This is a genomic window from Paenibacillus sp. P4_A7 (genome assembly GCF_056402455.1).
The window spans coordinates 1-14,979 of record NZ_JBFUHJ010000017.1 but is presented as its reverse complement, the minus strand read 5'-3'; the positions used below and the strand labels follow the sequence as shown (position 1 = coordinate 14,979).

The window sequence follows — 14,979 nt, the reverse complement described above, 5'->3', positions numbered from 1 at the left end:
GAATGGGGAAGTCGTTGTATATGCAGGGGAGAACTTAGTATCTGTCGGGTTTCGGTAAAATTCAGCAATYGCTAAGATAAACATATCAAATCGAGAGGCGGATGTGGACGCGTGAACACCAGTATTGATATAAAAAGTTTTGGCACCAGACGATCACCCTTGCTTGTACGAATTTGGAAATATAGAGTGCTTTACTTGATTCTGGCACCTACCCTGATCTATTTTATAATTTTCTGTTATTTGCCTTATGTGGGTCTTGCGATCGCCTTCAAGGATTTTTCACCAGGTAAAGGGATTTGGGGAAGTCCATGGGCGGGAATGAAATACTTCACACAATTATTTACATTGCCAGAATTTTATCAAGTTTTCAAAAATACACTGCTCATCAGCTTATACAAGCTCATATTCGGGTTTCCCATGCCAATCATTTTCGCACTCTTGCTCAATGAAGTAAGACATATTCGCTTTAAAAAATTCATTCAGACGATTACTTACTTTCCACATTTTCTATCTTGGGTTGTGTTCGGCGGAATCATGCTGACCTTTCTTACACCGAATGGGGTCATTCCGAAATTACTGGAATTATTTCATGTCAATGGTTCGAATCTGATGACAAGCACTGATTATTTCCGCTCAATCATTGTTGTAACCGGTGTGCTGAAAGCATTCGGATGGGGTTCGATCATCTATCTTGCTGCATTGTCCAGTATCGATCCGACACTATACGAGGCAGCTCGTATAGATGGAGCAAGTCGTTGGAGGCAAATGTTGCATGTAACTCTTCCAAGTTTGCGCTCGGTTATTGTACTTTTGTTGATCTTGGATTTAGGCCATATTATGGATGCTGGATTCGAACAAATATTTATCATGTATAACCCGACTGTTTATGAAGTAGGCGATATAATTGATACTTATGTATACCGAGTTGGACTTGGACAAGCGGAATATAGCTTGGCTACTGCTGTAGGTATGTTTAAAGGTGTTATAGGTTTTGCCTTGATATTTACGGCGAATCAAATCATCAAGAAGCTTGGCGAGCCTACTCTATGGTAAGGAGATTGGGAACATTATGAATCGTAGAAATTCATTTTCCGCTATCGAAGGTTGCATTTACTTGATATTGTTTGTTCTATCACTGCTCACGTTRATTCCGATCTTGCATGTGCTCAGTGTTTCGTTAAGTTCTTCCACAAATGTACTTAGTTCAAATTTGATGTTGTGGCCAAAAGGGTTCACGTTGGACTCTTATAAATTTATTCTCCGCAACGACGTGCTGATTCGCTCCACTGGAATCACCGTTTTCATTACCATAGTCGGAACTGCGTTAAATCTACTTTTCACCACGTCAGGAGCTTATGTGTTATCTCGTAAAGATCTACCTGGAGGATCAATATTTCTACTGCTGATTGTGATTACAATGCTGTTCAGTGCCGGCATTATTCCTGGATATCTACTAGTTCGCACCTTAGGCTTGCTTGATTCTGTATGGGCAATGATATTGCCTGGTATGGTTGGGGCGTTCAATTTGATCTTAATGAGGAATTTCTTCTGGAGTGTTCCTGAGAGCTTGACGGAATCTGCCAAAATAGATGGTGCTGGGGAGCTTCGAATCCTCTTCCAGATTATGATTCCGTTATCTGTGCCAGCAATTGCTACAATCGGATTGTTCTATGCAGTTGGGCACTGGAATGAATTTTTCCGCGGCATCTTTTATATAACAGATTCGAAAAAATGGCCTCTGCAAGTACTGATGCGAAACATCGTTGCTCAGGCAGACATGAGTGAGCTTGGAATGTCCAATCAACAAATGTATGGGGGGCGAGGCAAATTGAATGTACTTACGATTCAAAGTGCGACAATTATCGCTGCAACGCTTCCCATCGTAGCTGTGTATCCATTTCTTCAGAAATACTTTGTAAAGGGAATTATGCTAGGCTCAGTCAAAGGGTGAATGGGATTATCCTCGTATAGAGGGAATTCATTTCCATATAGGATTGTAAAAAAAAAAGCTGAGGGGATGTTGAAAGTGAAAAATGTGAAAGTAGGTATGATGCTCGTGCTGGCCATTTCATTATTGTTGTCGGCCTGTGGAGGAAACTCGAAGGAAGCAAGTCCTAGCTCTACAGTCGATAACAGCAGCACAAACACTAGCAAGGAAAGTAATACTCCGCAGACTCCAGTGAAATTCTCCATCTTTATTAGTATGGATTCGTGGGATCCGGACAATGCTTATTTGCCAATAATTGAGAATGCGACAAACACGAAGATTGATTTCCAACAGAGTACAAGTTCCGAGTATGCAAACAAAAGAAATGTTATCATGGCCTCGGGAAGCTATCCTAATGTTATTACGGTTAGGCCGATTGAAGCTGTATATCAGACGTATGTCGATGATGGACTACTTCTCCCGCTTGACAGCTATTTGGATAAATATCCAGCGGTTAAGAATGCATTCTCCGCAGAGATGTGGGAGAACAATCGCAATCCTAAGGACGGTAAAATTTACTACATTCCAAAAATGAGTGCAGATTACCCTACTACGATTTCGTATCGTAAAGATTGGGCGGAACAGCTAGGTATTGCTGAGCCCAAAACAACAGATGAGTATAAAGCAATGTTGCAAGCCTTCAAGGATAAAAATCCGGGTAAAGTAAACGGGCTAGTCCCTTTAACACCTAATAACAATGCAATTGGATGGGTAGCTCCATTCCTCAGCGCCTTTGGAAGCGATTACCTGGCATGGCAGCCTTCTAAAGAAGACCCGAATCGTTTAGTGCTTTCCAATACTTTGCCCGAATTCAAGGAAGGCTTACTATATTTGCGAGAATTACGTAAGGAAGGACTTATGGATAGTGAATGGATGGTCGGGAAAGATAGAGGCTTGTTCAAATTTTATGGCAGTACAGCCGGATCTACGACAGATTGGCCGCAATTTATTGACCTTCGCACCGAAGCAGTTCAACAAGTCGATCCTAATGGGAAGATTGGCTATATTACAAGCTTAACGGGTCCTTCCGGTGTTCAAGGGGGAACTCTAGTAACTCCTAACGCGATGGATTTTGGAACTGTGATCACGAAGGGGACGACACCGGAGCAAGCTGATGCTATTTTCCGGATGATCAATTGGCAGTACACGGACGGATTTGACACGATGTTCTATGGAGTTGAAGGGAAATCATACGATATTGTTGATGGTCAGAAGATCAAGCGCGGTCGTGATGCGGTGTTGAAGGATAACCCCAAGTACGATTTGTATATGCTGGATCGCGTGTTCTGGGCTGCCCCGCCGAGGATATTGGAATTTACCAAGGAGAATTTTGCCCAAATTCAACCGGATGATTTCGAATACGCTTCAAAAGTCGTTCAAGATGCAAAGACTAAGGCACATATCAATTACGCGGTTTACAGAGATGATTCCGTTATCACAGAAAATATGGGTAAAATTACATCTGCTGTAGATGAGGTAGCTTCCAAAATTATTCTAGATCCAAACGCTGATGCCGATAAGGTATTTGCCGAATATTTAAACAAGTTAAAGCAAAATAAAATTGATGAGGTCACAGAAGCAATCAATAGATTAAATCCTATGAACTGATCTCACCTTTACGTATAATAGAATAAAGATAATAAGGATCCTTCTGATAAGGGTCCTTATTGACATTAGGGGGGCAAACATGAGGTTTCTTAGATATAGGGGGACGCTTTTTCAACAAGTTAGCTTCGTCTTCGTTTTATTCACGATCGTTCCCCTAATCGTCTTGGGTTGGATTCAATATCAGGTTTCCACTAGTGTCATTTTGAAAAATAATTCCATTATGTTGGATAATATTATAGGGCAAAGCAAGCAACATCTAGAGGCTTTGTTCGTCGAAATTGATCACACTCATCTTAACGTCATTGATTCGGAAGAAATTTCTGTCCTTCTTTTAATGGAGCCTTCCAATGCAGGTGAGGAAACGTTGTTTGTTTCCACGTTATTGGAGACTTTGAGTGGAATTAAGACGACCGAAAACATTACAATGGTGAACTGGTACCCATTAACCCCAGATGCTTATCCACTATACAAAGGTTGGATTACGAGTCGCGACTACTTGAATCAGGAATGGTATCATGATTCTCGCTTAAGGGAGGGGATTCCAGTCTGGGGGCTTGAGGAATACACTTATCAGTATGGGATAGAACCGATGCAGATCCTTACCCAATACCGCTTGCTTAAGGATAAGGAAACGCTTAAACCTCTGGGTTTTATAGGTGTCTCCGTTTCGGTTCCAAAGCTTAGAAAACATATGCTATTGACTCATAGCCTGGATAATCAGCGATTGATGCTGATTGATGAGGAAGGAACTGTTTTGGCGGATACGTTCGCAGAGGAAAAAAAACCAGTCGAATTCGAATTTTTACAACAAACTGGCCATGAGGATGGATCTGACTGGGTCACAGATAAAGGAGAACGGTATTTTATCTCACAAGCCACGATGAAGGGGACCAACTGGCGAGTGCTTAGTATTATACCAGAGGCAACGTTAGTGGGCTCCTTGCTCGTGATTCGAAATACAATTATTGGTCTGTTAATAAGCTACATATTGCTCGGAGGATTCTTGGCATTTTATTTATTCATTAAGATCACTAAACCTGTTACCCATTTAGCTACCTGGATGAAGCAGGTAGACACGGGGAATTTGGTGCTCATTGACCATCTCCAGAAAGGCCGCGGTGAAATCCCCTTCTTATACCGCAGTTTTTATACCATGGTGAGGAGATTGGATGATCAGATTACACAAATTTATGAATCGGAAAAGAAGAAAAAGGAGCTTGAGTTTGCAGCTTTAAACTATCAAATTCGTCCCCATTTCCTCTATAATACGTTAGATGTGATTAAGTGGAAAGCAGACGGAGGCAAGCATTCGGATGTAGTCGAAATGATTGAGTCTCTATCGGGTTTACTTCGGGCAACGATTCACGGTAAAAGTATGGTAACGGTAAAGCAAGAAATTGAGCAGGTGAAGTATTATGTGGAAATCGAGCAGTTCCGTCAGCAAAATTCCTTTGTGGTGCTCTATGATATCGATGAACGAGTACTTGAATGGCAAATTCCCAGATTGTTGATTCAACCTTTAGTCGAGAATGCGATTCGTCACGGAATTGCAAAAACCGAAAGTCAGGGTATGATCTTGTTGAAGGTTTATCGGATGGATTTGGAGCTTGTTATTGAAGTTCTGGACAATGGTTCCGGATTCCCAGATGGGTTCAAGATTGGAAGACAATTGACATCAAATGATAAAGAGACTAGCGGAATTGCGTTGCAGAATATTATGAACAGACTCTCACTTTTTTACGGCGAACATCAACGCTTGGAGTGGGGCAGAACGATGAATCAGGAGACCTATGTGCGAATGCATTTGGTGCCCATCGAGGATTGATGGATATTCATTGTAACCAGTGAAAAGCGGACCGAGCGTTTAATTCAGCTCCGGTCCGTTTATTTCTTTGTACGGATAACTGCATAAGCTTGAAGCCCGCCATGAAGCTGATGCAGCCAGACTTGTCCACTTTGCGGGTTTCGCAGTGCAGGAAAGCATTCGCCAAATCCTCTGGATCTACGAACCACAATGGCTTCTTGTCGCCGCAGTAGACGGCTTCCGGTAAACCGTATGTCTGAATGGCCTTACGATAGCAGTCCTCGTCAATGGACTTATCCATGACGGGATAACAGCGCCCTAGTCTTCCACAGATGGGGGCGCTTGCTATTTGCGTTCGCAGCGGCATCTTGCCGCTTGTCCAGAACCATGATCGCGTTGGGCGAAGCGGCTGGAGTGGCAACGGCAATAGCACTTGGCACGGAATGCTCCTACCAGGATGTATCTGTCCCGCTTATCCAAAAGAAGTTGTTGATCCCGGAATTCATCGAGAAAATAAAGAGGGAATGGACATGAAGGCTATGCTGAGAGATGCTCAGATTCCTTATGAATCGGGGATTGGGGACTAGGTCTTGTCGAGATTGACGAAAACGTGAAGATTGGTGACCGTTTCGTTGTTCATACACAATTTAGATATCCATTATATCTCTCCGGTAAAACATAACAAATGCAGGGTGTTTCCACAAAGTGTTCTCCTTTAAGATTAATCTATTAGTTGGTTTGTTATTATTGGGTTGCTTACTGGCAACGGTAGAGAAGGGATGAGAGAAGTGAAGGATCAGGTTGTGATTATTACCGGTGGAGGCACCGGGTTTGGCAGAGCGATGGCCTATAAATTCGTAGCTGCTGGTTGTAAGGTTCTTATAACCGGAAGACGGGAGGAACCGCTTCGGAACACAATGAGGGAAGTCCAAGCCATGCGGATGGAAGGATCAATGGAGTGGATCCAAGCAGACATGACAAGCAGTAAAGATGCCCATACTGTGGTTGATCGGGCAGTTGAGCTATGGGGTAAAATTGATGTCTTGATTAACAATGCGGGTGGTGGAGTCCGAATCACTCCATTCGATGATTATTCGGAAGAAGAAATTCAACACATTATCAATCTTAATTTAATGACAGCTATCCATGGATGTCATGCTGCTATTCCGTTAATGAAGAATCAACAATCAGGAGTCATTATTAATGTATTGTCGGTATGTGCTAAGCACGCTTGGCCTTCTTGGAGCGTTTATACAGCTGCGAAGATGGGTTTATTAGGACTTACTCGTTGCTTATATGGCGAGCTTCGTCCGTTTGGAGTTCGAGTGGGGTCGTTGATTCCTGGATCGTCAAAGACGGAATTTGCCACGTCTATGAATGTGCTGGATCAAGATGGTGACGATCGGCTGCAGCCTGAAGATGTGGCTGAATCTGCTTATCTAATGGCTTCTTTACCTAGTAGAGCATTTATTGAAGAACTAATCGTATGGGGAATTGACCAAGAAGTTATTCCGCGTTAAGTATTCTCAGAGGCGCTGGGCACTTTGCAAATCGACCTATCGGATGATCAACAGATTCGGCTTTCAAATGCGGGGATTTAGAAGATTAGCTTCGAACAGTCCGATAATCAGAGGGGGTGCATCGATTGAATATATTGAATACGGACATTGTCATTATTGGCGGAGGGTCCGCTGGGTTCGGAGCAGCTATCCGAGCAGCAAGGGAGAACCCACTAGCCCGAATCGAACTGATCGATACGATGGATCGTCTGGGGGGCACCTCTACGGTAGGAGGCGTTAATAATTGGGAGCCAGGAATTGGCGGGCTTGGGATCCATTACGAGTTATATGAACGCCTGATGAGGCACGGTGCCGTAGGCGTGGGTAAAACCGTTCACAACTATAGTCCACAAGAGCCTTATGGTCTTTCGATAATCGATCCGAACGAAGCCTATGAGAGTTCTCTGAGACGCAGCAATTTAGCTAGTGACAGAAGGCGAAGGGTTCATTTTGAAGCGGAAGAAATGGCTTCTATTATTGAGTCCATGCTTCTCGATGCAGGAAATGTCAGCATTCATTATCGCACCAGGTTGATCGATGCAACGGTAACTGAGGATCGAATTCAGTACATTACGGTAAAGAAGGCCAGGTCTGAAGAGACAGTCAGAATAAATGCTAAAGTGTATATCGATTGTTCCGGGGGAGCCATTCTAGCAAGTAAGGCTGGCTGTGAAATGGCATTCGGCGAGGATGCTTTCGATCTTTATGAAGAGCCTTCCGCCCCTACTTCACCACAACCCTACATAAATGGTGTTACCCTTGTTTATCGTGTGGAGAAAACCGATAAACAGCTTGCTCAAGAGAATGCCCGTTATGACGAATCTGTTGTTGACGAACAATCGCAACAATGGCTGCTTGAGCAAATTCGCTCGGCATTTATTACGGAATATCCCAACGGCGATTTATGCTTTAATCTCTTGCCAGTCATGCAGGGGAAGGAATATCACGATCTCCCGCCTGAACGGGCGAGAGCGATTTGTGAAACGAGGGCACTCGCCCATTGGCACTGGTTCAAGCGCACGCAGGATTTTACGAATTATCGCTTTCAAATGCATTTCCCTATGGTTGGGGTAAGGGAATCCTATCGTCTAGTTGGCAGATTTGTATTAACCGAGCAGGATGTTCGGGCTGGCATCAACCATCAAAGACACAAAGAATCCGTAATCGCTTTTGCCGATCACTCACTGGACACGCATGGACAGACAGGTGTAACAAATCCACTCAGCAAAGAATTGGACGGTCCATATGGAATACCTTATGYCTGTTTGCTGCCTAAAGAAATGATCAACCTGATTGTAGCAACGAGAGGGGCATCGTTCTCCCATATTGCAGCATCCTCTTGCCGATTGTCTCGGACGATGATGGCTTTGGGGGAAGCCGCAGGAGTCGCCTCTGCACTTGCGATCAAGAAGTCAACGACATTGCCGGACGTTTCGATTCCAGAAATTCAACAAATATTACGCATCCCGCAAATGATTGAGAAAATTAATCGAGAATGGGATTAAATAAGGGAGAAATATAACATGACAATATCACATAAACCGAGAATGAAAAGATTGTTTGCAACTGATGGAAAATGCTTCGACGTAGCCTTTGATCACGGATTTTTTAATGAATTATCCTTTTTGGAAGGAATTGAGAATATTGCTCAGGCCGTTAATCAGATCGTAGAGGCCAATCCGGATGCCATTCAACTGACTGTAGGCCAAGCGAGACATCTTCAAAATATTGCTGGAAAAAGTAAGCCTTCCTTAGTTATGCGTACGGATGCCGGAAATTTCTATAACAAAAAACTGCCTCCCTATCTTTTCAGTCAATTAATCGATAGAGCTGTGGAGCAAGCTGTATCATTGGATGCCGCCTGTGTTGTCGTCAACTTGTTGTTGGTTCCAAACCAACCGGAATTATATCATCAATCCGTGCAAAATGTATTCGCCCTGAAAAGAGAGTGTGAGAAATATGGCATGCCATTGATGGTTGAACCGTTGGTCATGCAGTCCAATGATATCGCAGGAGGCTACATGGTGGATGGCGATATCACCAAAATCGTTCCCCTTGTAAGACAGGCGGCTGAATTCGGTGCTGACTTGATCAAAGCCGATCCTTGCGACAATGTAGGAGAATACCACAAAGTCATTGAAGCGGCGTCTGGAATTCCGGTACTAGTAAGGGGCGGAGGGCGAACATCCGATGATATCGTCCTATCCAGTACTCATGAAATTATGAAGCAGGGTGCTTCGGGCATTGTTTATGGACGTAATGTTATTCAGCATCAACATCCGGAAAGAATGACCCAAGCATTGATGGCCATCGTACATGACGGAGTATCGGTAGAAAAAGCGAAGTCCATATTGATTGGGGAATAACCGATGGCTAATAAACAGATCAACTTCGGTATAATCGGTGCTGGATTAATGGGCCGTGAATTTGCAAGTGCTGCTGCAAGATGGTGTCATCTTTTGGATTTAGATTTCGAACCCCAAATCATTGGGGTTTGTGACACCAATGCCACTGCGGTGGAGTGGTTCACTAAGAATGTACACACGCTTAAGCAAGCAACCACGACCTATGAAGAGTTGTTACAAAACCCGGACATTGATGCGATTTACTGCGCAGTTCCGCACAACCTTCATGCGAAAATCTATTGCGATATTATTCAAAGCGGTAAACATCTGTTGGGTGAGAAACCATTTGGCATCGATTCGGAGGCAAATCGTAAAATTCTCGAAGCGATTGCTGAACACCCGGATACGATAGTGAGATGTACATCTGAATTCCCTTTTTATCCAGGTGCTCACAGGTTGGTTCAATGGGTTCAAGAGAATAGGTTTGGGAAAATCATTGAAGTAGAAGCCGGATTTCTGCATAGTAGCGATCTCGATCCATTAAAGCCTATAAATTGGAAAAGAAGAATAGCGACCAATGGTGAATATGGGTGTATGGGAGATTTAGGGATGCATGTTATGCATCTGCCGCTTCTCTTTAACTGGAATATTCTAAATGTCAGGTCTTTATTATCCAAAATCGTTGATGAAAGGCCGGATTCATCCGGGAAAATGGTGCCATGTGAAACATGGGATAATGCTACATTGGCATGTGAAGCGAGAGCGGGGGATCAAGTTTTTACGATGCTACTGACCATGAATCGCATTGACCCGGGACATGCTAACACTTGGTTTATAAGAATCAAAGGCACGAAATTTTCTGCTGAATTCTCGACACAATATCCCAAACAGATTAAGTATATGACCTATACACCAGGCCAGGAACAAGCATGGAACCAGACGGATATGCCCTATGAATCGGCATATAAAACTATTACAGGCTCTATTTTTGAATTCGGTTTTACAGATTCGATCTTGCAGATGTGGGCGTCATTCTGCGATGAAATTGCGAATGGTAAGGTGAGTACATCAGTCAAATGCGTTACCCCGGAACAAACCGTTAAAGCTCATGAATTATTTACTGCGGCATTGAAATCACAAAAAAGCGGACAAACTGTTTTACTTAGCTAGGAGGGTTCTATGATGCGTGATCCAGGGGGCATATTAGTTGCTGGACATCTTTGTTTGGACATAAGACCAGAAATTCATTCCAATGAAAACGTGAAGGACCTGTTTCTCCCTGGAAAGCTTATTGAAGCAGGTGTTTTGTCTGCAACATGTGGGGGTGCCGTATTTAATACAGGGGTTTCACTCCATAGACTAGGCATCGATACACGATTAGTCGGTAAAGTCGGACGCGATCTATTCGGCGATATGACGCTGAAGTTGATTGGCAATCAAGGGGCAGCTTTGACCAAAGAGATTATTATTGGGGAAGAAGACAATACCTCTTATTCAATCCTCATCCATCCGAAGAATGAAGATCGTATCATTCTACATTATATGGGTGCAAATTGTACGTTTGACGAAAGTGATATTAAAGATGAAATGTTCGAAGGCGTCCGACTTTTTCATTTTGGCTATCCCCCACTGTTGGAGTGTTTCTACAGAGATGGCGGAAAGCAGTTAGAATTACTGCTTAGCAGGGCTAAACTGAAAAATTTAACAATCTCCTTGGACATGGCGTTAGTCGAACCGGATACGGAAGCGGGACAAGTAGATTGGCCGAAATTCCTGAAACGTATACTGCCTTATGTGGATATATTTGTACCTAGTTTTGAAGAGATTTTCTTTATGCTACGTCAACGTGAATATCTCGATTTCAAAAAAGGAGCAAATCAGGACGTATTTTCGTTAGCGAATGGGACGCTTATCAGTGAGTTCGCAAATGAGCTGTTGGACTTAGGTCCTACGGTTGTCGGAATCAAATTAGGTGAACATGGCTTATATATGAAGACAGCCCAACAAGGCGCTAAATTGTCCGGGTTAAAACAAAACCTGGGGATCAAAGAATGGGACTGGGTTCATAAGGAGATGATTGCTCCTTGCTATTCCGTGAAGGTGACAGGGACGACCGGAGCTGGAGATGCTACAATAGCAGGGTTTCTTGCTGGCTTGATGCATCAAGGAAGCCTGAAAGAAGCCATGCTCGCAGCTGTTGCAACTGGGGCGTGCAGTGTGTCCGGGATTACAGCGGTTGATGAGATTCCTGAATGGAAAGTGTTGAAATCTAAAATGAACGATGGCTGGCAACAAAAAGAGTTGAAGATTCCGCTGGACAATTGGGAGTATAAGCATGAGAAAGGAATTTGGTATGGTCCAGATAACAGCTGATATCCAGAAAGGAGTATGACCTTGCTGATCAATGAGTTAATCATACCGGGAAAAATTGTATATGGAGTGGGAGCCCTTTTGTCAATTGGTTCCATTGTAGCAAATATAGGAAAAAAGGTTCTCATTATCAGTGATCCAATTATGGAGAAGCTTGAACTGGTAGGGAAATGTGAAAAGTATTTGTGTGAATCCTTGTTGTCTTGCGTAAGGTACATTGGCGTAGGCACCGAGCCTACAGACATTTACGTGAAAGAAGCGCTAAAGCTATGCCGAGATGAACATTGTGATGTTATAGTGGCCATCGGCGGTGGGAGCTGCATTGATACAGCCAAGGCGGTCGGAATTCTGGCAACGAATGAAGGGGCATTGAATCGTTATTTGCCAGGCAAGCAACGGTTTACAAACAAGCCCATTCCAGTGGTAGCCGTGCCAACAACCGCGGGGACTGGCTCTGAAGTAACGAAAGTAACGGTTATTACGGATACGGAAACGGATGTAAAAATGATGATATCGGATCCGATGCTAATCCCTGCAGTTGCGATAATCGATCCTATATTAACGATATCTTGCCCTCCGAATATCACTGCCGCAACAGGTATAGATGCTTTATGTCACGCCATAGAGGCATATATCTCGCGAAAATCCCAGCCCATTACGGACATGTATGCTTTAAAAGCAATTGACCTCATTTCGCATAATTTGAAAATTGCATTTTTGGATGGACAGAATGTTGAGGCAAGAGAAAAGGTGGCGATGGGCTCGATGTTGGCGGGTATTGCCTTTTCCAATTCTTCGGTTACCTTGGTGCATGGCATGTCTCGCCCAATTGGAGCCTTGTTCCATGTGCCTCATGGGTTATCTAATGCGATGTTATTGCCTGCCGTAATGGAATTTGTGAAAGATGATTGTAAGGAAAAGATGCTGAAAATAGGCAGCATCATGAATGACGCAGCCAGGAGTATCGAGGACACAATTTATGGGATTAATAAGCTTTTCCGGGATCTAAAAATCGTCAATATGAAACAATGGGGTATCGATCGCCATCAGATGGAGCATAAGGTGAATAAAATGGCATCGGATGCTCTGGATAGTGGTAGTCCAGCAAATACGCCAGCAATTCCAACTCACGGAGAAATCGTTGAGCTGTATAGGAAGGCCTTCGACTATTCATTTTAATGAGATTGAGAGGATGATCGTCAGAGTGAGCAAACTACAGTTAAAAAATTATATTGGGGGTCAATTGGTATCTTCATCCTCACAAAACTATGAAGAGGTGATGAATCCGGCATCAGGTAAAACATTGTCTTTTGTTCCCCATTCCAATTCAGAAGATCTGGCGGCAGCGGTTACTGTTGCCCAAGCTGCTTTTGTTAGTTGGCAAGCTACGCCGGTGCCGCGCCGCGCAAGAATTCTATTCAAATACCAACAGCTGCTGGTTGACCACTGGGATGAGCTTGCCGAGCTGATTACAATTGAGAACGGTAAAAGCTTTGTTGAAGCATATGGAGAAGTTCAAAGGGGAATTGAATGTGTAGAATTTGCAGCAGGGGCACCTACGTTGATGATGGGGAAGCACTTGCCTGATATTGCTACCGGTATTGAATCGGGGATGTATCGTTATCCATTGGGCGTTGTTGCTGGCATCACGCCGTTCAATTTTCCGATGATGGTCCCTTGCTGGATGTTTCCTTTGGCGATCGCATGTGGAAACACCTTTATATTGAAACCTTCTGAACGAACGCCGCATTTGGCCAATCGGTTGGCGGAATTGTTTACAGAAGCAGGCCTTCCGCCTGGTGTTTTCAATGTGGTGCATGGTTCCAAAGATGTCGTCAACGGTATGCTAGAGCATCCAGAAATCAAAGGCATTTCATTTGTCGGTTCGCAGCCTGTTGCCGAATATGTATACGTAGAAGCGTCCAAATACGGAAAAAGAGTTCAAGCGCTAGCAGGAGCTAAAAATCACTCGATTGTACTCCCGGATGCAGATTTGGAAGTGACCGCTTCCAATATTATCAACGCTGCATTCGGTTCTGCAGGTGAGCGCTGTATGGCCGCCTCTGTTGTGATCGCGGTTGGCCAGATAGCGGATCAATTGTGCAATATGCTTGTCCACAAGGCGAATGAAATCAAGATGGGAAATGGAATGGACAAAGATGTATTTCTTGGACCAGTCATTAGGGAATCTCATAAAGAAAGAACGCTTGGATATATAGACCAAGGTATAGCAGAGGGAGCTCAATTGTTGAGAGATGGAAGAGTTCACAACTTGACCGGAGAAAAGGGCTACTTTGTGGGACCGACGATTTTCTCGGAAGTTACAACTGAGATGACGATATGGAAAGAAGAAATATTTGCTCCTGTTCTTTCTATCATTAAAGTCAATGAACTTGTGGAAGCGATTGAAATCTCTAATCAATCTGAATTTGCAAATGGAGCTTGCATATATACCAACGACGCCAAGGCCATTCGTCAATTTCGCGAGGGGATTGATGCGGGCATGCTAGGAGTTAACGTCGCGGTCCCTGCACCGATGGCTTTCTTTCCGTTTTCCGGATTCAAAAAATCCTTTTACGGTGATTTGCATGCAAATGGGTCGGATGGAGTAGAATTTTACACACGGAAAAAGATGGTTACAGCACGGTATGTATAAAATCGAATGGAGGATCTCCTATGAATCCATCATTGCCTAGAACAATGAGAGCGGCTGTCATGCAAAAGCCTTACCAGATCTCCATTGAAGAAATACCAGTTCCGGAAATCAGCAGTGATGAAGTATTGGTCAAAGTCATGGCTGTTGGAATTTGCGGTTCAGATCTCCATTACTTCGAACACGGAAGAATTGGTCCTTATGTCGTGGAAAAACCCATTATCTTAGGACATGAATGCTCCGGTATCGTTGCTGCACTTGGTAAAGCGGTAACTGAGTTCAAAGTGGGGGACAGAGTGGCTGTTGAACCTGGGGTCACATGTGGGAGATGCGATGCCTGTAAGAAGGGCAGGTATAATCTTTGTCCTGATGTGCATTTTTTGGCGACACCCCCTTATGATGGTGCTTTTGTTCAGTACATTAAGATGAGAAAAGATTTTTTGTTCCCTATCCCGGATCATCTAACCTTTGAAGAAGCTGCGTTGAATGAGCCTTTCTCAGTCGGAATCCATGCCGCCAAGAGAGCGGGAATGCAGCCTGGATCTACTTTGGCCATCATGGGCGTAGGGCCAGTCGGATTGATGGCGATTGTTGCAGGAAAGGCTTTCGGAGCACGTGAAATTATTGTAGCAGATCTAGAACCGATACGATTG

Annotated in this window: 14 protein-coding genes; 13 read left to right on the top strand and 1 reads right to left on the bottom strand. The window is 43.7% G+C overall.

The window, feature by feature from the left end:
• Positions 1-111: 111 nt before the first annotated feature.
• The 4 genes from AC1DWN_RS04755 to AC1DWN_RS04740 all read left to right on the top strand — a co-directional run bounded on the left by AC1DWN_RS04755 (position 112) and on the right by AC1DWN_RS04740 (position 5,420).
• Positions 112-1,053: an ABC transporter permease gene (locus tag AC1DWN_RS04755; RefSeq protein WP_477557791.1), complete on the top strand. Its 942-nt coding sequence runs from the start codon at positions 112-114 to the stop codon at positions 1,051-1,053.
• A gap of 16 nt (positions 1,054-1,069) precedes the next feature.
• Positions 1,070-1,951: a carbohydrate ABC transporter permease gene (locus tag AC1DWN_RS04750; protein ID WP_477557790.1), complete on the top strand. Its 882-nt coding sequence runs from the start codon at positions 1,070-1,072 to the stop codon at positions 1,949-1,951.
• A 75-nt stretch (positions 1,952-2,026) separates the two neighbouring features.
• Positions 2,027-3,595, top strand: a complete 1,569-nt coding sequence (locus tag AC1DWN_RS04745; RefSeq protein WP_477557789.1) for an extracellular solute-binding protein — start codon at positions 2,027-2,029, stop codon at positions 3,593-3,595.
• Between the two features lie 79 nt (positions 3,596-3,674).
• Positions 3,675-5,420 carry a sensor histidine kinase gene (locus AC1DWN_RS04740; protein ID WP_477557788.1) on the top strand — a complete coding sequence of 582 codons (1,746 nt, stop codon included), beginning with the start codon at positions 3,675-3,677 and terminating at the stop codon, positions 5,418-5,420.
• 7 nt (positions 5,421-5,427) lie between these two features.
• On the opposite strand, the gene AC1DWN_RS04735 is transcribed toward AC1DWN_RS04740, so the two are convergent.
• Positions 5,428-5,832, bottom strand: a complete 405-nt coding sequence (locus tag AC1DWN_RS04735) for a hypothetical protein (protein ID WP_477557816.1) — start codon at positions 5,830-5,832, stop codon at positions 5,428-5,430.
• On the opposite strand from AC1DWN_RS04735, the gene AC1DWN_RS04730 reads away from it, so the two are divergent.
• The 9 genes from AC1DWN_RS04730 to AC1DWN_RS04690 all read left to right on the top strand — a co-directional run.
• On the top strand, positions 5,787-5,933 hold the full coding sequence (locus AC1DWN_RS04730) for a hypothetical protein (protein ID WP_477557815.1): 147 nt from the start codon (positions 5,787-5,789) through the stop codon (positions 5,931-5,933). The genes AC1DWN_RS04735 and AC1DWN_RS04730 overlap by 46 nt on opposite strands.
• Positions 5,934-6,178: 245 nt before the next feature.
• Positions 6,179-6,919 (top strand): SDR family oxidoreductase, encoded by a 741-nt coding sequence (locus AC1DWN_RS04725; RefSeq protein WP_477557787.1) that lies wholly within the window; start codon positions 6,179-6,181, stop codon positions 6,917-6,919.
• A gap of 125 nt (positions 6,920-7,044) precedes the next feature.
• Positions 7,045-8,463 (top strand): FAD-dependent oxidoreductase, encoded by a 1,419-nt coding sequence (locus AC1DWN_RS04720; RefSeq protein ID WP_477557786.1) that lies wholly within the window; start codon positions 7,045-7,047, stop codon positions 8,461-8,463.
• 18 nt (positions 8,464-8,481) lie between these two features.
• Positions 8,482-9,324 carry a class I fructose-bisphosphate aldolase gene (locus AC1DWN_RS04715; protein WP_477557785.1) on the top strand — a complete coding sequence of 281 codons (843 nt, stop codon included), beginning with the start codon at positions 8,482-8,484 and terminating at the stop codon, positions 9,322-9,324.
• 3 nt (positions 9,325-9,327) lie between these two features.
• Positions 9,328-10,473, top strand: a complete 1,146-nt coding sequence (locus tag AC1DWN_RS04710) for a Gfo/Idh/MocA family protein (protein WP_477557784.1) — start codon at positions 9,328-9,330, stop codon at positions 10,471-10,473.
• A 9-nt stretch (positions 10,474-10,482) separates the two neighbouring features.
• Entirely contained in the window at positions 10,483-11,676 is a 1,194-nt protein-coding gene (locus AC1DWN_RS04705) for a carbohydrate kinase family protein (protein ID WP_477557783.1), read from the top strand.
• 15 nt (positions 11,677-11,691) lie between these two features.
• Positions 11,692-12,852 carry an iron-containing alcohol dehydrogenase gene (locus AC1DWN_RS04700; RefSeq protein ID WP_477557782.1) on the top strand — a complete coding sequence of 387 codons (1,161 nt, stop codon included), beginning with the start codon at positions 11,692-11,694 and terminating at the stop codon, positions 12,850-12,852.
• Between the two features lie 25 nt (positions 12,853-12,877).
• Entirely contained in the window at positions 12,878-14,329 is a 1,452-nt protein-coding gene (locus AC1DWN_RS04695; protein ID WP_477557781.1) for a CoA-acylating methylmalonate-semialdehyde dehydrogenase, read from the top strand.
• Between the two features lie 20 nt (positions 14,330-14,349).
• A partial coding sequence (locus AC1DWN_RS04690; protein WP_477557780.1) for an alcohol dehydrogenase catalytic domain-containing protein occupies positions 14,350-14,979 on the top strand: 630 nt, incomplete at its 3' end.